21 protein-coding genes and 1 tRNA gene are annotated in these 20,440 nt (G+C 67.2%); 13 read left to right on the forward strand and 9 right to left on the reverse strand.

Going from position 1 to position 20,440, the window contains the following annotated elements:
- Window positions 1–74 precede the first annotated feature (74 nt).
- Window positions 75–335: a hypothetical protein gene (locus C458_RS11000; RefSeq protein ID WP_008575713.1), complete on the reverse strand. Its 261-nt coding sequence runs from the start codon at window positions 333–335 to the stop codon at window positions 75–77.
- 126 nt (window positions 336–461) lie between these two features.
- Here C458_RS11000 and C458_RS11005 point away from each other — a divergent pair, with 126 nt between their 5' ends.
- The 4 genes from C458_RS11005 (at window position 462) to C458_RS11020 (ending at window position 4,734) form a co-directional block, all read left to right on the forward strand.
- Window positions 462–1,634, forward strand: coding sequence for an HD domain-containing protein (locus C458_RS11005; RefSeq protein ID WP_008575715.1), 1,173 nt, complete (start codon window positions 462–464; stop codon window positions 1,632–1,634).
- 68 nt (window positions 1,635–1,702) lie between these two features.
- Window positions 1,703–2,926 carry an HD domain-containing protein gene (locus tag C458_RS11010; RefSeq protein ID WP_008575718.1) on the forward strand — a complete coding sequence of 408 codons (1,224 nt, stop codon included), beginning with the start codon at window positions 1,703–1,705 and terminating at the stop codon, window positions 2,924–2,926.
- Between the two features lie 52 nt (window positions 2,927–2,978).
- Entirely contained in the window at window positions 2,979–3,992 is a 1,014-nt protein-coding gene (locus C458_RS11015) for an amidohydrolase family protein (protein WP_008575721.1), read from the forward strand.
- A gap of 166 nt (window positions 3,993–4,158) precedes the next feature.
- Complete coding sequence (locus C458_RS11020; protein ID WP_008575723.1) at window positions 4,159–4,734, forward strand: universal stress protein; 576 nt, start codon at window positions 4,159–4,161, stop codon at window positions 4,732–4,734.
- Between the two features lie 39 nt (window positions 4,735–4,773).
- Here the strand turns inward: C458_RS11020 and C458_RS11025 are convergent, their stop codons facing one another.
- Window positions 4,774–5,973, reverse strand: coding sequence for a bifunctional biotin--[acetyl-CoA-carboxylase] synthetase/biotin operon repressor (locus C458_RS11025; RefSeq protein ID WP_008575725.1), 1,200 nt, complete (start codon window positions 5,971–5,973; stop codon window positions 4,774–4,776).
- A 69-nt stretch (window positions 5,974–6,042) separates the two neighbouring features.
- Window positions 6,043–7,845, reverse strand: a complete 1,803-nt coding sequence (gene pccA, locus C458_RS11030) for a propionyl-CoA carboxylase biotin carboxylase/biotin-carboxyl carrier subunit (protein ID WP_008575727.1) — start codon at window positions 7,843–7,845, stop codon at window positions 6,043–6,045.
- A gap of 197 nt (window positions 7,846–8,042) precedes the next feature.
- Here pccA and asd point away from each other — a divergent pair, with 197 nt between their 5' ends.
- From asd to C458_RS11045, 3 genes are all read left to right on the forward strand, one after another.
- Window positions 8,043–9,077 carry an aspartate-semialdehyde dehydrogenase gene (gene asd, locus C458_RS11035; RefSeq protein ID WP_008575729.1) on the forward strand — a complete coding sequence of 345 codons (1,035 nt, stop codon included), beginning with the start codon at window positions 8,043–8,045 and terminating at the stop codon, window positions 9,075–9,077.
- 111 nt (window positions 9,078–9,188) lie between these two features.
- On the forward strand, window positions 9,189–9,710 hold the full coding sequence (locus C458_RS11040; protein WP_008575731.1) for an HPP family protein: 522 nt from the start codon (window positions 9,189–9,191) through the stop codon (window positions 9,708–9,710).
- Between the two features lie 326 nt (window positions 9,711–10,036).
- Window positions 10,037–10,306: a hypothetical protein gene (locus C458_RS11045; protein WP_004042445.1), complete on the forward strand. Its 270-nt coding sequence runs from the start codon at window positions 10,037–10,039 to the stop codon at window positions 10,304–10,306.
- Between the two features lie 329 nt (window positions 10,307–10,635).
- On the opposite strand, the gene C458_RS18160 is transcribed toward C458_RS11045, so the two are convergent.
- Together C458_RS18160 and C458_RS11050 are read right to left on the reverse strand one after the other, a co-directional pair.
- A complete protein-coding gene (locus C458_RS18160; protein WP_152418136.1) occupies window positions 10,636–11,397 on the reverse strand; it encodes a hypothetical protein in 762 nt (253 codons plus the stop codon).
- A gap of 403 nt (window positions 11,398–11,800) precedes the next feature.
- Window positions 11,801–11,871: transfer RNA gene (locus C458_RS11050), tRNA-Pro, on the reverse strand.
- A gap of 173 nt (window positions 11,872–12,044) precedes the next feature.
- Between C458_RS11050 and C458_RS11055 the strand changes: the two genes are divergently transcribed.
- The gene (locus C458_RS11055; protein ID WP_008575733.1) at window positions 12,045–12,326 is read left to right on the forward strand and encodes a cbb3-type cytochrome oxidase assembly protein; all 282 of its coding nucleotides are present in this window, start codon (window positions 12,045–12,047) and stop codon (window positions 12,324–12,326) included.
- Window positions 12,327–12,335: 9 nt separating this feature from the next.
- On the opposite strand, the gene C458_RS11060 is transcribed toward C458_RS11055, so the two are convergent.
- The 4 genes from C458_RS11060 to C458_RS11075 form a co-directional block, all read right to left on the reverse strand.
- Window positions 12,336–13,205, reverse strand: coding sequence for an RNA-guided pseudouridylation complex pseudouridine synthase subunit Cbf5 (locus C458_RS11060; protein WP_008575734.1), 870 nt, complete (start codon window positions 13,203–13,205; stop codon window positions 12,336–12,338).
- Window positions 13,206–13,207: 2 nt separating this feature from the next.
- The gene (gene cmk, locus C458_RS11065; protein ID WP_008575736.1) at window positions 13,208–13,786 is read right to left on the reverse strand and encodes a (d)CMP kinase; all 579 of its coding nucleotides are present in this window, start codon (window positions 13,784–13,786) and stop codon (window positions 13,208–13,210) included.
- A 149-nt stretch (window positions 13,787–13,935) separates the two neighbouring features.
- Window positions 13,936–14,853: a DUF106 domain-containing protein gene (locus C458_RS11070; protein WP_008575738.1), complete on the reverse strand. Its 918-nt coding sequence runs from the start codon at window positions 14,851–14,853 to the stop codon at window positions 13,936–13,938.
- 150 nt (window positions 14,854–15,003) lie between these two features.
- Entirely contained in the window at window positions 15,004–15,630 is a 627-nt protein-coding gene (locus C458_RS11075) for an adenylate kinase (protein WP_008575740.1), read from the reverse strand.
- Window positions 15,631–15,838: 208 nt separating this feature from the next.
- On the opposite strand from C458_RS11075, the gene C458_RS18260 reads away from it, so the two are divergent.
- From C458_RS18260 to C458_RS11095, 5 genes are all read left to right on the forward strand, one after another.
- Entirely contained in the window at window positions 15,839–15,985 is a 147-nt protein-coding gene (locus C458_RS18260) for a hypothetical protein (RefSeq protein ID WP_160162996.1), read from the forward strand.
- Window positions 15,982–17,001, forward strand: a complete 1,020-nt coding sequence (locus C458_RS11080; protein WP_008575742.1) for a YeiH family protein — start codon at window positions 15,982–15,984, stop codon at window positions 16,999–17,001. Before C458_RS18260 ends, C458_RS11080 begins: the two co-directional genes overlap by 4 nt.
- Window positions 17,002–17,092: 91 nt before the next feature.
- Window positions 17,093–17,488, forward strand: coding sequence for a hypothetical protein (locus C458_RS11085; RefSeq protein ID WP_008575743.1), 396 nt, complete (start codon window positions 17,093–17,095; stop codon window positions 17,486–17,488).
- A 191-nt stretch (window positions 17,489–17,679) separates the two neighbouring features.
- The gene (locus tag C458_RS11090) at window positions 17,680–18,150 is read left to right on the forward strand and encodes a universal stress protein (protein ID WP_008575746.1); all 471 of its coding nucleotides are present in this window, start codon (window positions 17,680–17,682) and stop codon (window positions 18,148–18,150) included.
- A complete protein-coding gene (locus C458_RS11095) occupies window positions 18,147–20,393 on the forward strand; it encodes an amino acid permease (protein ID WP_008575748.1) in 2,247 nt (748 codons plus the stop codon). Before C458_RS11090 ends, C458_RS11095 begins: the two co-directional genes overlap by 4 nt.
- The last annotated feature ends 47 nt before the right edge of the window (window positions 20,394–20,440 follow it).

Here is a 20,440-nt window from a genome sequence, read left to right on the forward strand (position 1 = left end):
GTTCCTTCACCGGAGACGCCGGCCGGTCGCGGACCACGAGCGCGGTACGGCCGCGGAGACCGGCGAAACCCCCGTCAGCGACCGCCGCGATAGGCCACCGACACGTCGAACGCCGACGGCATCACCTGTCCGGCGACCGCCTTCCTGACGAAGTAGCCAGAAAACCCGGTTACCAGCGCCGCACCGAGGCCGGAGACGACGAACATCGCGCGCCCGGCGGTCACGCCGGTCAGGGCGCTCATCGCGGCCCAGTACCCCGCGAAGACCACGAACAGGCACGCGAGGCCGAGGAGAGCGTAACCGAGGGCGCTTCCGAGCGCCGACCGGAGACTCATAGTCCCGCATCGTCGCCCCCGCGTGAAACGGTTTGTGGGCGCAGCGGCTTCCGAGTCGTCCCCGCCTTTCGACCCTCAGACGACGCGAATGCTCGGCTATTTGATGCCTCTCGTGCAACACCCGCTATGACCGCCGTCAAGGACAGCGTCCACGACTACATCTCGCTCGACCCCGTGGCCGCCGAACTCGTCGATACGCCCGCCTTCCAGCGGCTTCGACACATCAAACAGCTCTCGACGGTCCGGCTCGTCTACCCCTCCGCGAGCCACACGCGGTTCGAACACAGCCTCGGCGTCTACCACCTCGCCTCCCGCGCTCTCTCGCATCTCGGCGTCGGCGGCGACCGCGCCGCCCACGTCCGCGCCGCCGCGCTCCTCCACGACATCGGTCACGGCCCCTACGGCCACCAGACCGAGGACCTCATCCGCCGGCGGACCGGCCGCGACCACGACGAGATTCACCACCTGCTCGACGGGACCGCGGTCGGAGACGTGCTGACCGACCACGGCCTCGACCCGGACCGCGTCGCCGACATGGTCGGCGGCGCGGGCGGCCTCGGGCAGTTGGTCTCCGGGGAGTTGGACGTGGACCGGATGGACTACCTCGTGCGCGACGCCCACCACACCGGCGTCCCCTACGGAACCATCGACCACGGCCGCCTCGTCCGCGAACTCCGGTACCGGGGCGGCGAACTCGTGTTGGCCGAGGGGAACGTCCAGACCGCCGAGTCCCTGCTTCTCGCGCGGGCGCTGATGAACGCGACCGTCTACCGCCACCACGTCTCCCGCATCGCGGGCGCGATGCTCGAACGCGCCTCCGAGCGCCTCGTCGACGACGGCGTGCCCATCGAGTCGTTCGTCCGGATGGCCGACCACGACCTGCTCGTCGCCCTCGGCGAGCGCGTGCCCGACCTCGGCCGCCGAATCGAGCGCCGCGACCTCTACAAGCGGGCCGTCTGGGCACCAATCGACGCCGTGCCGACCGACGTGGTCGAACTCGACTTCGAGGCGACGCGGGCGGCCGAGCGCGACATCGCCGACGCCGCCGACGTGCCGCCCGAGTCGGTCATCGTGGACGCGCCGTCGCGGCCGCGAATCAAGGAGTCCCGGTCGCGCGTCGTCGTCAACGGCGTCGTCCGACGCCTCGAAGACGCCTCCGAACTCGTGGGCGCGCTCCGGTCGGCCGAGCGGACGCAGTGGCGACTCGGCGTCTACGCGCCCGAGGCAGTCCGCGACGAGGTGGCCGCGGCCGCCGTGGACGTGCTCGGACTTCCGGTTCGCGTGACGACGCCGGCCTGAGGCGCGGGGAGTCGGGAACACACCTCCCGTCCGACCCTTTTTCATCGATGGCGGTCGATTCACCCACGATGACGACCATCAAGGACAGCGTCCACGACCACATCGAGGTCGAGGGCGCGGCCGAAGCCCTCCTCGATACGCCGGAGATGCAGCGGCTCCGGCACATCAAGCAGTTGGGAACCGTCCAGCTGGTCTACCCCTCCGCGAACCACACGCGGTTCGAACACAGCCTCGGCGTCTACCACCTCGCCTCCCGCGCCCTCTCGCATCTCGGTATCGAGGGCGACGCCGCCGCCCACGTCGAGGCCGCGGCGCTCCTCCACGACGTCGGCCACGGCCCGTACAGCCACAACATCGAGGACGTGACCCACCGCCACACCGGCAAGTACCACGACGACGTGGTGGAACTCGTCGCCCGCGGAACCGTCGGCGAGACGCTGGAGGACGAGGGACTGGACCCCGAACGCGTCGCCGCCTTGGTCGAGGGCGACGGCGAGTTCGGCCAACTCGTCTCCGGTGAGTTGGACGTGGACCGGATGGACTACCTCGTCCGCGACGCCCACCACACCGGCGTCCCCTACGGCACCATCGACCACGAGCGCCTGATTCGAGAGCTGACGTTCGTCGACGGCGAGTTGGTCCTCGCGGAGGGGAACGTCCAGACCGCCGAGTCGCTCCTGCTCGCCCGCGCGCTCATGAACCCGACCGTCTACCAGCACCACGTCGCGCGTATCTCGAAGGCGATGCTCCGGCGCTCGTCGGAGCGACTGCTCGACGAGCCCGACATCGACGCCGAGGAGCTTCGCCGGATGGACGACCCCGACCTGCTCGTCGCGCTCCGCCTCACCGACTCGACGAGCGCCTTCGCCGAGCGACTGGCCACCCGCGACCTCTACAAGCGGGCCGTCTGGGCGGAGCTGCCGAACGTCCCCGATTCGATTATCGACGCCGAACACGACGCGCTCGCGGCGTTCGAGCGGGACATCGCCGCCGCCGCCGACGTGTCGCCCGAGTCGGTCATCCTCGACGTGCCCTCGCGCCCGTCGATGACCGAGTCGTCGTCGCGGGTGATGGTCAACGGCGAGATTCGGCAGTTGGAGCGCGAATCGCCGCTCGTGCAGGCGCTGCGGACCGCACAGGAACAGCAGTGGCGACTGGGCGTCTACGCCCCGCGCGAGGAGACGGAGCGGGTCGGTCGCGCGGCCGCCGACGTGCTCGGCCTCGACGTGGACGGCGCGCTCGTCGCCGAGGTCAGAAGCGGCCTCAACGCGACGCTCGACGAGTTCGAGTAGCCGCCGTCCCGAGACGGGAGGTTCAAGCACCGCCGAGACGCAGTCGAGAGCGATGCAACTCGAGGGTACGATACTCCGCGGCCGCGACTTCGACCCGGTCGAGGGGCGGGTCGTCGTCGAAGAGGGCACGATAACCGCAATCGAGGAGACGGCGACCGAGTCGACGGACATCATCCTGCCCGCGTTCGTCAACGCCCACACCCACCTCGGTGACTCCATCGCCAAGGAGGCCGGCGAGGGGCTCTCGCTCGACGACCTCGTCGCGCCGCCGGACGGGCTGAAACACCGGCTTCTCCGCGCGGCGACTACCGAGGAGAAAGCCGCCGCGATGCACCGCTCGCTCCGCATGATGGAGGCCGGCGGCACGGCGGCCTGTCTGGAGTTCCGCGAGGGCGGCGTCGAGGGCGTCGATGTCATCCGGCGGGCGCTCGACGGCCGCGACATCGAGGCGGTCGTCTTCGGCCGCGAGACGGCGGACGCGATGGAAATCGCAGACGGCTTCGGCGCGTCGGGCGCGCGAGACGGCGAGTTCGGCGCGCTTCGGGACGCGACCGAGGCCGCCGGAAAGCTGTTCGGCATCCACGCGGGCGAGCGCGACGCCCACGACATCAACGCCGCGTTGGACCTCGAACCCGACTTCCTCGTCCACATGGTCCACCCCGAGGCGCTCCACCTCGAACGCGTCGCGGACAGCGAGATACCAATCGTCGTCTGCCCGCGGTCGAACCTCGTCACCGACGCGGGCGTCGCGCCGATTCGCGACCTGGTCGACCGCACCACCGTCGCGCTCGGCACGGACAACGTGATGCTCAACAGCCCCTCGATGTTCCGCGAGATGGAGTTCACCTCCAAGCTGGCGGACGTGTCGGCCGCCGAAGTCCTCCGCATGGCGACCGTCAACGGGGCCGACATCGCCGGGCTGAACTACGGCCTCGTCGAGGAGGGCCGCGACGCCAAGCTGCTGGTCCTCGACGGCGACACGGACAACCTCGCGGGCGTCGAGGACGTGGCCCGCGCCGTCGTCCGGCGGGCCGGGCAGGCGGACGTGAAAGACGTGTATCTCTGAGTCGAGCGGCGGACACATCGCCGGCTCGCGACCGCCGACCCACGACCGCCGACCCGCGACCGTCGGCCGTCGGGCCGCGGAACGCTCACGAACGCCGACCTATTCTCGCAGTACTCCTCCCGTAGCAAAGGGTTATTACCGACCCGAGAATATGTTATCAAGTGTCATGGTGTTGTACGACCGAATCATCGTTCCCATTGACGGTTCCGCCGGCTCCGAGCGCGTCGCGGTCCACGCGGCGGCGTTAGCGGCCGTCCACGATGCGGAACTCCACGGGGTGTACGTGGTGAACGCCGGGAGCTTCGCGGGGCTCCCGATGGAATCGTCGTGGGAGGGGCTCGACGACATGCTGCGCGCCGACGCCGAATCGGCGCTCGACCAAGTCGAGCGCGCGGCCGAGTCGCAGGGGGTCCCCGTCGAGACGCACGTCCTCGAAGGGACGCCGAGCCGCGAAATCGTCGAGTTCGCCGAGCGCGGCGAGTGCGACCTCATCGTGATGGGGACCCACGGCCGCGGCGGCATCGACCGCCTCCTCCTCGGCTCGGTCGCAGAAAAGGTCGTCCGCGCGTCGAAAGTCCCCGTCCTGACCGTCCGCATCGAGGGCGGCGACGACGCGGGCGAGCACGCCGTCGAGGTACCGGGCGAGACCGCGCCGGAGACGCCCATCGATTCGCCCGCAGAGGCGGAGGCGGACGCGGACGCGCCCGCCGATTCGACGGCGACCGCCGACGGCGGAGAGTAGCGGAACAGCAGAAACAGCGGTACAGGTTCGGTCGCGGATTCAGCGCCCGTCGTCGGCCGGGCGCAGGTGTTCGCAGTCGCCGGCGTGGACTCGTTTTTCGCCCGCGTCGGTGCTGACGACGAGCGTGCCGGGGTCTTCGATATCGACGGCGTCGCCCTCGATGACGCCGCTCGCGGTGTGGACGCGGACCCGCCTGCCGAGCGTGTCCGCCCGCTCGCGCCACGCGGGGAGGACGGCGTCGAGGTCGCCGCGCAGTTCGTCGAAGCGTTCGAGCACCCGCTGGACGAACGCGCGGCGCTCGACGGGGCCGGCCTCGGCGGCGACGCTGGTCGCGCCCGCGGGGAGGGCCGCGGGGTCGAGGTTGACGTTGATTCCGGGGCCGATGACGAGCCACGAGACGCGGTCGGCCTCGCCTTCCATCTCGGTGAGGATGCCGCAGAGCTTCCGGTAGCCGCGGTCGGCGGGCGCGTCGGTGTCTACGGGCGTGTCGGATTTCGAACTGCCACTCGCTTCGCTCGTGGCAACGCCACCGGCGTGAGCCGGTGAACCTCCGCTCGCTTCGCTCGCGGAAATACCGTCTGCGTTCGCAGACGAACTGCCACTCGCTTCGCTCGTGGCGACTACATCTGACTCTGGCGAGTCAGATGAGTTATCGCTCACTTCGTTCACGAGAACACCGTCGGACGCTGACGCGCCCGACGGGTTATCGTTCGCTTCGCTCACGATAACGTCGTTCGGCCACTTGATGCTCGCGTCAACCCCGGCCTCTCGCGCCGCGTCGCAGACGGCGACGGCCATCGCCAGCGTGTACAGCGGGGCGTACGCCGGCGGTTCGTCCGGGCGGACGAGCAGACTCATCCAGACGCCGCCGTCCGGGGCGGACCACTCGCGGTTCTTCCTCCCCCGGCTGGCGGTCTGCTTGCGGGCGACGACCACCACGTCGCTCGCGCCCTCGGCGGCGAGTTCGCGGGCGCGGTCGTTCGAGGAGTCGAGCGTCTCGTGGAACTCCACGTCGTAGTCGGCGTCGAGGCCGTACTCGATTGCCGGGCCGCCGTACTCCGGCACGTCGGTGACGACGTAGCCGTCGCCAGCGCTCTCGACGCCGAACCCCTCGTCGCGGAGCGCTTCGACGTGCTTCCAGACCGCGGCGCGGGAGACGCCCAGTCGGTCGGCGAGGTCGGGCCCGGAGACGGGACCCGCAGCGAGTGCGTCGAGGAGGGCGCGTCGCGTGTCGCTCATGGTGGACGGTACCGGCGCACGGGAAAAGAGGTTCGCGGTTCGAGCGTCGGTTCGGAGGCCCGGAGCCGACTAGTCGAGGACGAGCAGCACGTCGCCCATGTCGACGCTGTCGCCCTCGGAGACGAGCACCTGCGAGACGGTGCCGCCGCGCTCGGCGACCACGTCGTTTTCCATCTTCATGGCTTCGAGGATGCAGACGGTGTCGCCGGGTTCGACCTCGTCGCCCTCTCCGACTTCGACAGAGAGGATAGTCCCCTGCATCTCGGCGGTGACGGACTCGCCGTCGCCCTCGATAATCTGCTGGGCGTCGTCGTTTCCGCCGTCGTCGCGGCGCTTGCGCGGGCCGGAGGAGTTGGATGTGCCCGCGGAGGCGTTGCCGACCGGGATGGCGGGCGCGCCGCGCTCTTCGAGGCTGACCTCGAAGCGCTTGCCGTTGACCTCGACGGTGAAGGTGCGTTCGGTGACCTCGTCGTCGTCGTCATCGTCGGCGACGGCCTCGGGCGACCAGCGCTCGACGGCGGCCTGGATGCGGTCGGGGTCGAGCACCTCGTCGAGATACTTCGTCGTGTGGCTCCCCTCGCGGAACGCCTCGTCGGTGAGCATGAGGCGGTGGAACGGGATGACCGTGCGGAGCCCCTCGATGTCGAACTCGGCGAGCGCGCGCTCGGCGCGGGCGAGGACCTCCTCGCGGTCCGAGGCGGTGACGATGAGTTTGGCTATCATCGAGTCGTAGTCGCCGCCGATTTCGTCGCCCTGGCGGACGGCGTCGTCCATGCGGACGCCGATGCCGCCCGGCGGGTCGTAGGTCGCGAGCGTGCCCGTCGCGGGCGCGAACTCCTTTTCGGGGGCCTCCGCGTTGATGCGGAACTCCATCGAGTGGCCCTCGATTTCCACGTCGTCCTGCGAGAAGTCGAGTTCCTCGCCGGCGGCGACGCGCAGCTGCCACTTCACCACGTCGAGGCCCGTCACTTCCTCGGTGACGGTGTGTTCGACTTGGATGCGCGTGTTGACCTCCATGAAGTAGAACTCGCCGTCTTCGACGAGGAACTCCACGGTACCGGCGTTGGTGTAGTCGGCGGCGCGGACGCCGCGGCGGGCGGCCTCGCCGATGCGCTCGCGGAGGTCGTCGGAGAGCGCCGGCGACGGGGCCTCCTCGATGACCTTCTGGTGGCGGCGCTGGAGCGAGCAGTCGCGCTCGCCGAGGTGGCGGACGTTGCCGTGCTCGTCAGCGAGAATCTGCACCTCGATGTGGCGCGGCGATTCGAGGTATTTCTCGACGTAGACGGAGGCGTTATCGAAGTACGCCTCGCCCTCGCGCTTGGCCGTCTCGAACTGCTCGTCGACCTCGTCTTCGGAGTGGACGACCTTCAGGCCACGGCCGCCGCCGCCGCCCTCGGCCTTGATGGCGACCGGGTAGCCGAACTCGTCGGCGACGGCCTTCACGTCCGCGGCGGAGTCGGCGGGCTCGGTCGTGCCGGGGACGACCGGCACGTCCGCGTCCTGCATGAGCGCGCGGGCCTTCGTCTTCTCGCCGAGGCGCTCCATGGCGTCGGCCGACGGGCCGACCCACTTGAACTCGGACTCCTCGACCTTCCGGGCGAACGCGGCGTTCTCCGCGAGAAAGCCGTAGCCGGGGTGGATGGCGTCGGCGTCGGCCTTTCTCGCGGCCTCGATGACCGACTCGTGGTCGAGGTAGGAATCGGCCGCGCGGGCGGGACCGATGTTGTACGCCTCGTCGGCGTACCGTACGTGCCCGCCGTGTTTGTCCGCCTCGCTGTACACGGCGACGGTTCGGACTCCGAGCTCCTCGCAGGCACGCATGACGCGCACCGCGATCTCGCCTCGGTTGGCGACGAGAACCTTGCTGAACATTTGCGGTAGTCTTTCAGGGAACCGCACGTTATTCTATCGATTTTCCCAACGCACGTCGGTGGCCGGTTCGACAGACGACGATTTACGTGTTCGACCGTGATAGAACGCCCGAGCTTACAGTTCTCTGGCACTATCCGCCGCGAATACTGGTTCAAATCCAAACGGCCTTATGCGTGTGCCACACTACGACACGGGTAATGGCAGTACGAGTCGGCATCCTCGGTGCAACCGGTGCAGTCGGACAGCGATTCATCCAGCTTCTCGACGACCACCCGACGTTCGAACTCGCGGCGCTGACCGCGAGCGAAGAGAGCGCGGGCAAGCGATACGACGAGGCCGCGAAGTGGCGCGTCAACACGCCCATCCCGGACGACGTGGCCGCGATGGAAGTCGGCAGCACCGACCCCGCGGCCGTGCCCGACGACATCGACCTCCTGTTTTCGTCGCTCCCGTCGTCGGTCGCCGCCGAGGTCGAGCCCGCGTTCCTCGAAGCGGGCTACGTCGTCTCCTCGAACTCCTCGAACGACCGCATGGCCCCCGACGTGCCGCTCACGATTCCGGAGATAAATCCGGAGCACCTCGACCTCATCGAGGTCCAGCGCGACGAGCGCGGCTGGGACGGCGCGCTCGTGAAGAACCCGAACTGCTCGACCATCACGATGGTCCCGACGCTCGCCGCGCTCGACCAGTTCGGCCTCGAACGCGTCGATGTCACGACTCTCCAAGCCGTCTCCGGCGCGGGCTACGACGGCGTCACCTCGATGGAGATTATCGATAACGCCATCCCGCACATCGGCGGCGAAGACGAGAAGATGGAGACGGAGTCCCGCAAGCTTCTGGGCTCGTTCGACGGCGCGGAGGTCGCGCTCCACGGCGCGGAAGTCAACGCCTCGTGTAACCGCATTCCGACGCTCGACGGCCACCTCGAAAGCGTCTTCGCCGACCTGGCCGACGACGCCTCCCCCGAGGACGTCGCCGCCGCGATGCGCGAGTACCCCGGCGTCGACCTCCCGAGCGCGCCCGAACGGCTCATCCACGTCTTCGAGGACGAGTTCCGCCCGCAGCCCCGCCTCGACCGCGACCGCGGCGACGGGATGCAGATTTCGGCCGGCGGCATCCAGTCGACCGACCACGGCGTGAAGTACAACTGCCTCGCGCACAACACGATTCGCGGCGCGGCCGGCGCGTCGGTCCTCAACGGCGAGCTGCTCGCCCAAGAGGGCTGGATTTAGGCTCTCCTCGCCCGTCGGCGTCGCTTCCGGGCCGGCGCTCGGCGTCGCCGCCGACGCTGTTCCCGCTCGAATTAGACAGCGTTTTCACGCGACGCCGACAGAGCGTGTCGCATGTCTCGTCGCGGCCTCGAAACGGGGCTCTCCGCCGGCCTGCTCGTCGCCGCACTCGGCGGTGTCGCGTGGGCCACCGGTCAGCCGTTCGTCTTTCCGAGCCTCGGCCCCACGGCGTTCGCGCTGGCGTTTCCGCGGCGCGGCACGCGGCCCCGCTCGACTCGCATCGTCGGCGGCCACGCCGTCGGTGCCGTCGTCGGCTTCGCGGCCTACGCGCTCATCGCCTCCGGTGTGACGATTAGCCCGTCACTGTCGGTCGCGTCGACCGACACGTTGCGGCTTGTCACGAGCGGTGCCGTCTCGGTCGCCGCGACGAGTTGGGGGATGGTCGAACTCGACGCGGTCCACCCGCCGGCGTGCGCGACGACGCTCATCGTCTCGCTCGGCCTGCTCTCGACGCCGCAGTCGGTCGCGACTATCGTCGCGAGCGTGGTCCTGCTCGTGGGCGTCCATCGGGCGACGAACGCGATGCTCCCCGAGATGGCCGACGACGCCTCCGCCGACGCGAGTGCGCGGAGCTGAAGTTCGGTTCTCGAACGCCACCAAACCGCGTGCTCGTGGGTGACCGCTCGAACCAGTAGATGCGGGAGAATGGATGTGGAGGGGAGGGCAAACGTGCCCGGTCGTTCGCCCCGGTGTGCCTCTGACAGCAGCAAATAGTAACTCGTCACCGAGTTACTTATGAATTCTGTGAAACACGTTCGCACCGGGCGCGCTAGCGTCGCTCGCGCGTACTCGTGACAGTATCCGTACTCGGAGACGTTCTCACACGACCGACGTTCCGCGACAAGAGACACCGGCGACGACAGGTATATGTGGCATGGTCTCAATTGACACGCTGTATCGCTATGAAGCCGTGCCACAGTTGTCAGGCGGTTATCGACGAGTACATCCTGGACAAAAAGCTCGAAGTGCTGCGCGACCTCACGGTTGACGACTTCAACCTGTGTGCGGACTGCACGACAGTCGTCGCCGATGCGTGCGTGGAATGCGGCGGTGGCGTCTATGTCCCGCGAGGCGAAACGACGGTCCCCGACTACTGTCCGGCGTGCCGCGCGGACCTCATCCGGCGGACGGGGAGCGACCCCGGCTGGACCTGCGATGCCGTCTCGACCTGATTAACGGTTCTCGGCCGATTTTTTGACGATGTCGATGGGAGTGACGAGGATTCAATCCGGGGCTATCGCGGCCCGCGAGACTTCTGTCCGCCGACGGAATAAGACGGTGGTGTGGGACCACTCGGCTCGCATGGATCGCATTTTTCTAGATATGCACGCGTAGTCATCAGGCGAAATCGGTGCTTCGTCTGAGGCGGTGTATTTCAAGTGTCTGAGTTCGTGCGATTCGTTGAAGTTGCACGTCTCTCTACAAATGTGAAGTCGGGGGTACACAGGTCATCGAGTACTTAGATGAGAATTGTAGGCGCGTATTCTCCAGATATACCACTTTACTCGGGATCTTGTTGTGTATTGAGTTCTGAATCAGCAAACTCAAGGAAACTCCTAATAATCCCCCATGTCGTTTCTAAGACTCTCGTCCGATCTTCATTTGTGATAGACGTTGGTTCTCCATGGCGCCGACCGTCAGCGTATTCTTTAATGTTCTCCTCAATAATCTTTTGATCAACCTCGACTGCTTCACGAAGGGCGATCCATGATTCTTTCTTATTGTTCTCCCTCGATTTGAAGTACTGCCTAAGAGATTCGATTGCGCGGTAACTGTAGAATCCAGTATCCTCTGCATGTTCTAAAGCGAGTCGGAAGTCAGTTAAACAACGTTGCAGATATTTTCCGGCCTCGGTCTGGTAGGTTGATTGAACTTTTGGCATCCAGTCCTCGGATATCTCTTGCTGTGTGAATCTACCACTTATCGCCCCATGATTATACCCAAACACCCGTTTGTACCCGTCTGGCGCGATAACCCCCGTTATTTCAACATGAACGTATACCCCATTCAAAAAGGCTATCGGGTCTGTTAGTGATTCAACCGCGCTTTCGACCAAATTACGAAGCGTTGCCAAGTTATCAACATCCTCAGTAGGTGTAACTTCCGCTAAAATGTGGGACCCATGGATGAATAACTCCATGTCGAACGTCGTAAAATCGTTTTCGTAGTACAATTCGGCTACTTCCTCTATTCGAAGATTTACTCGCTCAGGGTAAATGCGTCCAAAGAAAGCAAACGAGCCATCTATTGTCTCATCTGTCATTTGAATTGAACGTACTGTGAAACAGCCTAATAATATTACCTAGGTTTCGCAACTGATATCGTACTTATCCGAGATGTTTCTCCCAAATTTCTTTAGCAAGCCGCGCCGAATAGGTGCGGCGACCCCCGTTTCATGTGTTTCATCTGGAGCTTGATCGAAGCGAAGACTCCGGTAGTCTTGGTGTGTGGGTCTTTAGCCACAACCCCGCTAAGAAAACGTCACAATCAGAAACGATCGCGTGGAGGTTCTCCGACTCGTGACCGCACGCAGGGCACTCGCGAATCACGCAACCTACCCCGCAGAGCGGATTTTAAGCGAGTTTTTATTTCCAGATAATAGTTGAGTGCAAAATGTATAGAGAGAGCTTGTACTACCAGTAATTTTAATCCACGAACGTAAGAAGTGGGACCGCTGAGAGTCGAACTCAGGTCCTACCGACCCCATCGGCAGAGGATACCACTACCCCACGGTCCCGGGGTGCATTCAAAGCGATGCGTGTCTCGCGGTTAAGCCCTTCGTTTCGTCGCGGCGACGCGACGGACTGGCGTGCCACGGTATCGCACCGTCGTCGTGCGGTTCGGACGCCGCCGAGAGGCCGACACCCGGCGGCGAGTACACTTTTGCCGGCTCGTGAGTAATGACAACGTGTGCTCACGTCTCTCCAGAGCGTCCTGCTCGTCCTGCCGTTCGTCGCGATGCTCCTCGTCCTCATCGCGCTAGGCGTTGCGGCCGCCCGATGGTGGTCGATACGCCGCGGGAGCGAGTCCGAACCGACTGCGGACCGCTCCGAGGAGTCGCACGGCTACCCGCTGGCGTCGTGGCGCTACGTCTACGACCTCGACAAATCGGACGCGAAGCGGGAGGTCGCGTCGGTCAACGAGCAGGCGGAGACGCTCGCGGACGCGGAGCAGAAGCGCCGGAGAAGGTAGAATCCCGCTTCAGACCAACACGGCTTCCAGCGAGACGACCTCGCCGGAGTCGGCGTCGGCGTCGCCGACGAGTTCGCCCAGACAGACGGCCGACCCGTCGTCGGTGAAACAGGCGACGAGGTCGCCGCGGGAGGCGTCGGCGTCGACGTCGAAGACGCCGGGCGCGTAGACGGGCGCGCCGTTGGCGACCTCGCGGGCCGCGCTGTTGGCGATGGTCACGGACGGGAGGTGCGACAGCGCTCGCTCGGCGGGCGAAACCACGTCGCGCAGCCACGACTCGTCGCCCTCCGCGGCGAACGCGAGGGCGTCTTTGAGGTCGTGGAGCGTCACGAGGTCCGCATCGTCGAAGGGGTCGGTCGCGGTCCGGCGGAGGTGTCCCATGTGGCCGCCGGTGCCGAGCGCGAGCCCGAGGTCGTGACACAGCTTGCGGATGTACGTGCCCGACTCACAGCGGATGCGCAGGAGCGCCTGTCTGTCTTTCACTTCGAGGAGGTCCAAGTCGTAGATTTCGCGGACGCGGAGGCGGCGCGAGACGGCGGACTTCCGCGGGGGCTTCTGGTAGAGCTTCGATTCGAACTCGGCGACGGTCGAGTCGATGTCGGCCGGCGCGGGCCCGTGGAGTTCGAGCACGGAGACGTACTCCTTCGAGCCCTCGAGGAACACTTGCGCCATGCGGGTCGCGTCGCCGAGGAGCGTGGGCAGACAGCCGGTCACCTTCGGGTCGAGCGTCCCCGAGTGGGCGGCGCGGTCGACGTCGGCCATGTCGCGGACCCAGCCGGTGACCTGGTGGGCCGACGGCCCCGGCGGCTTGTCGAGGTTGACGACGCCGAACGAGAGCAGGTCGTCGACGCTGCGGTGTTCGGGCGGGTCTCGGAGCATGGTCAGAAGTCGTAGCGGACGCCGTCGACCGGGTATTTGCCCTCGTCGGCTTCGGGGTCGTAGGAGTCGACCGCGGCGATGCAGACGGCCGTCACCTCGTCGGGGCCCCAGCGGGCGGTGTTGAGCGCGATATCGTAGATAGAGAGGTCCGTGATGTCGATGTCGTAGTAGGCGTCGTACCGCTTGGCCTCGCTCGCCTCGCGGGTCGTCGTCTCCTCGCGGGCGATGTCGGGCGCTTTGTCCTCGCGGTCGGAGATGCGCTCGGCGCGAACGTCGACGGGGGCGTCGAGCCAGAATCGGAGGTCTGCGGCGTCGCCGGCGAGCCAGCCGGCGAGTCGGGATTCGAGGAGCACGTCGTCGCGGTCGAGCGCGATGTCGCGGAGGCGACGGTCGAGGTCGCGGTCGATTTGGTCGTCCTCCTCGGCGAGTTTGTTGAACTCGACCGCGGTCATGTCGCGTTCGGCGGCGAGCTCGCGGAAGATGTCTCCGCCGCTTATGTGTTCGAGGTCGAACGCCTCGGCGAGCGCGGCGGCGGTCGTACTCTTTCCGCTGCCCGGTGGTCCGGAGACGGTCAGTAACATATCCATGCTGGGTGCGGTCGGCTAAAAGGTGTTATCGTTGCCGACGACCCCTGCGGAGGCTTCTCACGGGGGTGAGTGCGAGAGAACCGAGGCTGGTGAGACGCGGAAACGGAGAGAGAAACGGAGTCGTTTCGAGTCGCCCAGTTGGCTTACGACGCCGACGGCGACATGTCGATGTTCAGGCTCTTGCGGATGATCTGGGTGAAGCCCATCGAGCAGAGGAAGTACCAGACAATCCACGCCTGCATGGGACCGAGGACGCCCTGCTTCCACCCGACGGAGCCGACGAGCGGGAGCACGATGTTCTCGGTGACGATGTGCGGGTCGGAGCCCCCGCCGACACCGATGGCCCAGTACATCCAGAGGAACACCGGGATGGTGAGGAACATGATCCAGACCATCGGGCGGAACTGCTCTTTGAACATGCCCATCTGGTCGCCCATCGCCTCCATCTGTTCTTCCTGAATCTTTTCGAGCTCCGCGTCGTCGCCGCGCTCCTTGGCGTCCTTCTGTCGCTGTTGGATGTCCTTCATCCGCTCTTGGTACTTCCCCATCTTCTCCATGTCCATGAGGTTCGCCTGCAAGAGCGTGGAGTAGAGGCCGGTCGCGAGCGCGAGGACCATCACGACGGCGTAGAACGGGAGCATCTCGGCCAGCGGGCCGAGCGCCGCGTCCATCACGCCGCCGATGAGGTTCCGAACCTCGGAGACGGAGTAGCCGAGGAACAGGCCGACGGTGACGACGGCCGCGCCCTTGTCGTACTTCGACCACGACGAGTCGCCGGTGTCGACGTCGGTCGACGAGGACGACGAGCCGCCGGAGCCGGACGTGTCGTCTTCGAGGCCGGCGCGGGTCTCCCCCACGTCGGCGAGCCGGAACCCCTCGTCGCCGTCGACGAGGATACCCTTCTCGATGAGGCGACCCCACTGGCCGCTCGTGAGCTCGTCGCGAACGTCGGCCCACTCGACTTCTCCGTCGTCCGCCCGGTCGAGGACGGTTTCGACGGCGGCGCGCATGTCGGCGTCGGAGCCGACGAGGTCGCGCACCCGAGATTCGATTCGTGCCATTACCGGCTCTTTAGCAACCGGCTGTTATCAAGGTTTTACTCTGCGGACGACAGCGAGCGCGCCGGCGGCGACGCTGGCGCTCCCGTTTCGTCGGTGAAAAACGTCGCACCGAACTGCGTCGATGAGGCGGTTCGCGCGTCGAGTCCGCGTTTACGCGTCGTCGACGACGGCCCGGATGTCCTCGAAGACCTCGTCGGGGGTCTGTTCGCCGTCGACCTCGACGAGAACGCCCTCGTCGCGGTAGTGCTCGATGACCGGCTCGGTGTTCTCCTCGAACACCGACAGGCGCTCGCGGACGGTCTCTTCGGTGTCGTCGTCGCGCTGGACGAGTTCGCCGCCGCAGTCGTCGCAGACGCCCTCCGCTTCGGGCTGGTTGAACTTCACGTGGAAGTTCGTGCCGCAGTCGTCGCAGACGCGGCGGCCGGTGAGGCGCTCGACGAGTTCGGACTCGGCGACGTTCAGGTAGATGACCGCGTCGAGGTCGGTGATTTCGGTGAGGTACTCCGCCTGCGAGAGGTTCCGCGGGTAGCCGTCGAGGACGTAGCCGTCGGCGTCTTCCAGCGCGGCCTCGACGATTTCGTTGACGACCGCGTCGGGGACGAGTTCGCCCTTCTCCATGAACGAGCGGGGCGTCCCGTACTCGGTCTCCATGTCCTTGTTCGCGCGCAGCGCGTCGCCGGTGGTGACGTGTTCGACGCCGTAGGTCTCGGCGAGTCGCTTCGACTGTGTGCCCTTACCTGCGCCCGGCGCTCCGAGCAGAAGGATGCGCTTTGCCATATCTGACCCCATCCGGCGAGAGCATATAGTGTTGAAGATACGTACTGAGTTCTGCGACGGCGATGGTCAGAGGAACAAGAAAATGTTGCTCATTGTTCGTCGGCCTACCGCTCGTTCGGCCGTCTCACCGCGGTGTTCGAGGTCTTTGTTGCCGGTTTCGCAGACGGAAGCGACACGTTCAACGGCGCGGCACTCGTGACTTCGGCAAATGCGCGATTCGTCCCTCATGCGCGACGCGCTCGGCGCGACCGCCGTCGAGCGCGCGTACAGGCTGTGGTGTACGCTCGAACGCGGCTGGCGCGCGACCGCCCTCGGACTCGTCGTCGTGACCGTCCTCGCGGCGCTCGGGCCGTGAGCGCCGGGGAGAACTCGGCCGCCGGCGTCGGTCGGCTCGCGCGACTCGCCCCCGGGGTCGGCGCCCTCGTCGCCCTCGCGGGGGCGGCCACGCTCGTCGCCGGCTTCGTCCCCGGCGTCAACGCGCTCCTGCTCGGCGTGCTGTTCGGGGCCGTCGTCGCCAACACGGTCGGCGTCCCCGACTGGGCGCGCCCCGGCGTCGACACGCAGAAACTCCTCCTCGAAACGGGTATCGTCCTGCTCGGCGCTCGCATCGCCATCGACGAACTCGTCGCCTCGGGGCCGGTGCTCGTCGCGCTCGTCGTCGTCACCGTCGCCGCGGGCGTGCTCCTCGTGGAGGCCGTCGCCGGGCGGGTGTTCGGCCTCGCCGACAAGACCGGGTCGCTCCTCGCGGCCGGCGCGAGCGTCTGCGGCGTCTCCGCGGCCACCGCCATCGCCGGCACCATCGACGCCGACGGCGAGTCGCTCGCCCACGTCGTCGCCGCGGTCCTCCTGTTCGACGCGCTCACGCTCGCCGTGTTCCCCATCGCCGGCGACCTGCTCCCCCTGTCCGGCCGCCAGTTCGGCATCTGGGCCGGCCTGAGCATGTTCAGCACCGGCCCCGTCACCGCGGCGGGCTTCGCCCACTCCGACGTTGCGGGCCGCTGGGCGACCGTCACCAAACTCGCGCGCAACTCCATGCTCGGCTTCGTCGCCGTCGCCTACGCGGTTCGCTACGCCGGCCGCGCCGAGGAGGCCGCGACCGGTCTGCGGGCCGTCTTCGACGGCGTTCCCCGGTTCCTCGTCGGATTCGTCGCCGTCGCCGCCGTCGCCAACCTCGGCCTGCTCTCGGACGCGACGCTCGCCACCGTCGGCACCGCCAGCGACGCCCTGTTCGCGCTCGCGTTCGTCGGCCTCGGCCTCGACGTTCGACTCGACGCGATGCGGCGGACGGGCGCGGCCCCGCTCGCCGTCCTCGGCGTGCAACTACTGACCGTCAGCGCCCTCGCGCTCGCCGCGGTCCTCGCGCTGTTCTGATGCGCCGGCGGCCGTCTCGATCGCCGTCCGACTGACGCCGCACCCGCCCCGACGCGGGTCGCTTTTGTACCGCGCGGCTGTATCGACCCGCATGACTCGATTCGAGGCCGACACCGCCCGCGAGCGACGGAAGCTCTTCGCCGACGCCGTGTCGGCGCACCGCGACCGCGGCAGCGCCTTTCTCACCATCGAGGCCGAGCGCCTCGACGACGTCGACGGCGAGGGTCCCGGTCCGTGGCTTCAGTTCGCGGACCAGACGTTCAACATGGACGTGACGGAAGGCGAACTCGACCGCCTCAAGACGCTCCTCTCGGAGTTCCCCGAGTTCCGCATCGACCAACTGGAGAGCCCCGAGGAGGCCGAGGGGACGAACGTCCGCATCACCGCCCGCTCGGACGCCAACCGCCTCGCCGGCTTCGCGGACCGCGTCTTTCAGGCGGTCTACGGCCGCGACGAGGGCTACCGGGCGTGGGTCACCGCCGTCTGAGGCCTCCGTCTCTCCCGCGTCGATTCGCCCGACACCGTACCCCGGTTTGCGAACTTCTAAACCGATTGGCGCACAATCCCGGCACATGAATTCCCGACGGTCACGTTGTGAATCGGGCACAGCCGTCCCCGCACAATCCCGTTCCGCCGGGCGGAATCGCTTTTGTCACACCACTCCCGTGGGTTCGACAGATGACTGAACACGTCGAACCGCTGTTCTCGCGTCCCCTGCTGCCGATTGCGAACGCGGACGACGCCGAGCTCACCTGCGCCGCGGCGTTCCCGCGCATCGCCGCGGCCGGCGGTCGGGCCTCCGTCGTCCACGTCATCGAGAAGGCGGGCGGCGCGCCGGACAAAGCCAGCGTCGAACAGCGCGAGGAGGTCGCCGACGAACTGTTCGACGTCGCCCGCCGCGCCGCGGACGACGCCGGCGTCGATCTCCACACCGACCTCCGGTTTGCGACCGATGTCGGCGACGCCATCCTCGACGCCGCCGCCGAGGCCGACGCGACGGCAATCGTCTTCACCCCGCGCGGCGGTCGCTCGTGGTGGGACCTGTTTTCGGGCGCGGTCCGCGACCAACTGGTCCGGCACAGCGACCGCCCCGTGGTCGTTTTGCCGGCCGGAGCGGGCGACGACGGCGACGCCGGGGGTGAAACATGACCGACGAGGAACTCGCCAAAGACCTCGGACCCGTCGCCGCGCTCACCATCGGCGTCGGAACGATGATCGGTGCGGGCATCTTCGTCCTCCCCCGCGACGCGTACGGCATCGCCGGTCCGGCCGTCGCGCTCTCGTTCGTCGTCGGCGGCGTCATCTCGCTTTTCACGGCGCTGTCGGCGTCCGAACTCGGTACCGCGATGCCGAAAGCCGGCGGGAGCTACTACTACGTCAACCACGCCCTCGGCCCGCTTTTCGGCTCCATCGCGGGCATGGGAAACTGGATGGGGCTGGCGTTCGCCTCGGCGTTCTACGTCATCGGCTTCGGTGACTTCCTCGTCAGCGTCGTGTCGATACCGGCGGTGAGCCTCGGCGTCGTCTCCCTGTCTGCGGTGCAGGTGGCCGCGATACTCGCCGGCCTCCTGTTCATCGGCGTCAACTACGTCGGCGCGAAGGAGACCGGCGCGCTCCAGGTCGTCATCGTCATCACGCTCGTCGTCATCCTGACCGCCTTCTCGATACTCGGCTTCCTCGAAGCCGACCTCACGACGCTCCGCCCGTTCGCGCCGAGCGAACTCGGCGGCTACGGCGCGGTGCTCCCCGGCACGGCGCTCGTCTTCGTCTCCTTCCTCGGCTTCGCGAAAATCACGACCGTCGCCGAGGAGATCAAGAACCCCGGCCGCAACCTCCCGCTCGCGGTCGTCGGCTCGGTCGTCATCGTCACGACGATGTACGCCATCCTGATGATCATCATGGCGTCGGTCAAGCCGTGGCAGGAGCTGTCGGCCGCCGGTGCCGACCCCGTCGTCGAGGTCGCCCAACTCTCGTTCGAGTCCGCGCTCGGCCTCGGCGGGCTCGGGGCGGGGCTCATCATCTTCGGCGGCCTCCTCGCCACCGCGTCGAGCGCGAACGCCTCCATCCTCGCGTCGTCGCGCATCAACTTCGCTATGGGCCGCGACAAACTCGTCACGGCGTGGCTCAACGAGATTCACCCCCGGTTCGCGACGCCGTACCGCTCCATCGCGGTCACGGGCTTCATCATCGTCTTCTCGCTCGTCGCCGTCGACGACATCAAGGTGCTGGCGAAGGCCGGGAGCGCCCTCCACCTCATCGTCTACGGGCTTCTCAACCTCGCGCTCATCGTGATGCGCGAGTCCGACGCGCCCGACTACGACCCCGAGTTCACGGTTCCGCTCTACCCGATGACGCCGATTCTCGGCGCGGTGTTCTCCTTCGGACTCATCGCCTTCCTCGACCCCATCGAAATCGGGCTGTCGGTGCTGTTCGTCGTCTTCGGCATCGTCTGGTACCTGTTCTACGCCCGCGAGCGCACCGACAAGCGGGGCATCCTCTCGCGGTACGTGCTCTCTCGGTCGGGCGAGATGCCCGACGCCGCGGTGTCGGCGGCTTCGACGGTCCAGCCCGACGGCGGCTACCGCGTCATGGTCCCGCTTTCGAACCCCGAAAGCGAGCGCGACCTCGTGTCGCTGGCCGGGTCGGTCGCCAAGGCCAACGACGGGACGCTCGTCGGCGTCCACATCGTGAAAGTGCCGGACCAGACCGCCCTCGAATCGGCCCGCGAGGAGTACGACTTCGCCGAGGCGGACCGCCTGCTCGAACAGGCCCGCGCCGACGCCGACGAACTCGACGTGGACATCGAGACCCACACCGTCCTCTCCCACCGGTCGTTCGAGGAGGTGTTCGACGCGGCGGAGACGTACAACGCCGACCTCGTCGTCATGGGTTGGGGCCCCGACAGCCACGGGTCGCCCGGCCGCGCCGAGAGCGCGGTCGAGGAGATGACCAACGCGCTCCCCTACGACGTGTTGGTGCTGAAGGACCGCGGCTTCGACCCCTCGCACGTGCTCGTGCCGACCGCCGGCGGCCCGGACTCCGACCTCTCGGCGTCCATCGCCTCGGTCCTCCGCGAGTTCTGCGACGCGGAAATCGAACTCCTGCACGTCGCCGACGACGCGGCCGAGGGCGAGCGTTTCCTCCGGGAGTGGGCCGACGAACGCGGCCTCGGCGACGCCACGCTCACCGTCGAGACCGGCGACGTCGAGGCGGCCATCGAGTCCCACGCGACCGACGCGTCGCTGCTCGTCGTCGGCGCGACGGAACGCGGCCTCCTCTCGCGGCTCGTCGGCGGGACCGTCGTCATGGACGTCGTCGACGACGTGGAGTGTTCGGTGCTCATGGCCGAACAGAGTCGCGCTCGGAGCATCAGAAAGCGCCTGTTCGGGTAGCCCGCTCCGCCCCGCTCCGCCCTGCTCGCGCCCCGCCCCGTTCCGCA

This window comes from Haloferax sp. ATCC BAA-644, assembly GCF_000336975.1.
GTDB lineage: Archaea > Halobacteriota > Halobacteria > Halobacteriales > Haloferacaceae > Haloferax > Haloferax volcanii.

Bases quoted from the DNA above. Each gene is read 5' to 3' on its own strand.
- C458_RS11000 (WP_008575713.1), bottom strand. From the start codon at position 335: ATGAGTCTCCGGTCGGCGCTCGGAAGCGCCCTCGGTTACGCTCTCCTC.
- C458_RS11045 (WP_004042445.1), top strand. From the start codon at position 10,037: ATGAAGCCGTGCCACAGTTGTCAGGCGGTTATCGACGAGTACATCCTG.
- asd (WP_008575729.1), top strand. From the start codon at position 8,043: ATGGCAGTACGAGTCGGCATCCTCGGTGCAACCGGTGCAGTCGGACAG.
- C458_RS11090 (WP_008575746.1), top strand. From the start codon at position 17,680: ATGACTGAACACGTCGAACCGCTGTTCTCGCGTCCCCTGCTGCCGATT.
- C458_RS11005 (WP_008575715.1), top strand. From the start codon at position 462: ATGACCGCCGTCAAGGACAGCGTCCACGACTACATCTCGCTCGACCCC.
- pccA (WP_008575727.1), bottom strand. From the start codon at position 7,845: ATGTTCAGCAAGGTTCTCGTCGCCAACCGAGGCGAGATCGCGGTGCGC.
- C458_RS11070 (WP_008575738.1), bottom strand. From the start codon at position 14,853: ATGGCACGAATCGAATCTCGGGTGCGCGACCTCGTCGGCTCCGACGCC.
- C458_RS11010 (WP_008575718.1), top strand. From the start codon at position 1,703: ATGACGACCATCAAGGACAGCGTCCACGACCACATCGAGGTCGAGGGC.
- C458_RS11015 (WP_008575721.1), top strand. From the start codon at position 2,979: ATGCAACTCGAGGGTACGATACTCCGCGGCCGCGACTTCGACCCGGTC.
- C458_RS11075 (WP_008575740.1), bottom strand. From the start codon at position 15,630: ATGGCAAAGCGCATCCTTCTGCTCGGAGCGCCGGGCGCAGGTAAGGGC.
- C458_RS11040 (WP_008575731.1), top strand. From the start codon at position 9,189: ATGTCTCGTCGCGGCCTCGAAACGGGGCTCTCCGCCGGCCTGCTCGTC.
- cmk (WP_008575736.1), bottom strand. From the start codon at position 13,786: ATGTTACTGACCGTCTCCGGACCACCGGGCAGCGGAAAGAGTACGACC.
- C458_RS18260 (WP_160162996.1), top strand. From the start codon at position 15,839: ATGCGCGATTCGTCCCTCATGCGCGACGCGCTCGGCGCGACCGCCGTC.
- C458_RS18160 (WP_152418136.1), bottom strand. From the start codon at position 11,397: ATGACAGATGAGACAATAGATGGCTCGTTTGCTTTCTTTGGACGCATT.
- C458_RS11060 (WP_008575734.1), bottom strand. From the start codon at position 13,205: ATGCTCCGAGACCCGCCCGAACACCGCAGCGTCGACGACCTGCTCTCG.
- C458_RS11020 (WP_008575723.1), top strand. From the start codon at position 4,159: ATGGTGTTGTACGACCGAATCATCGTTCCCATTGACGGTTCCGCCGGC.
- C458_RS11025 (WP_008575725.1), bottom strand. From the start codon at position 5,973: ATGAGCGACACGCGACGCGCCCTCCTCGACGCACTCGCTGCGGGTCCC.
- C458_RS11085 (WP_008575743.1), top strand. From the start codon at position 17,093: ATGACTCGATTCGAGGCCGACACCGCCCGCGAGCGACGGAAGCTCTTC.
- C458_RS11095 (WP_008575748.1), top strand. From the start codon at position 18,147: ATGACCGACGAGGAACTCGCCAAAGACCTCGGACCCGTCGCCGCGCTC.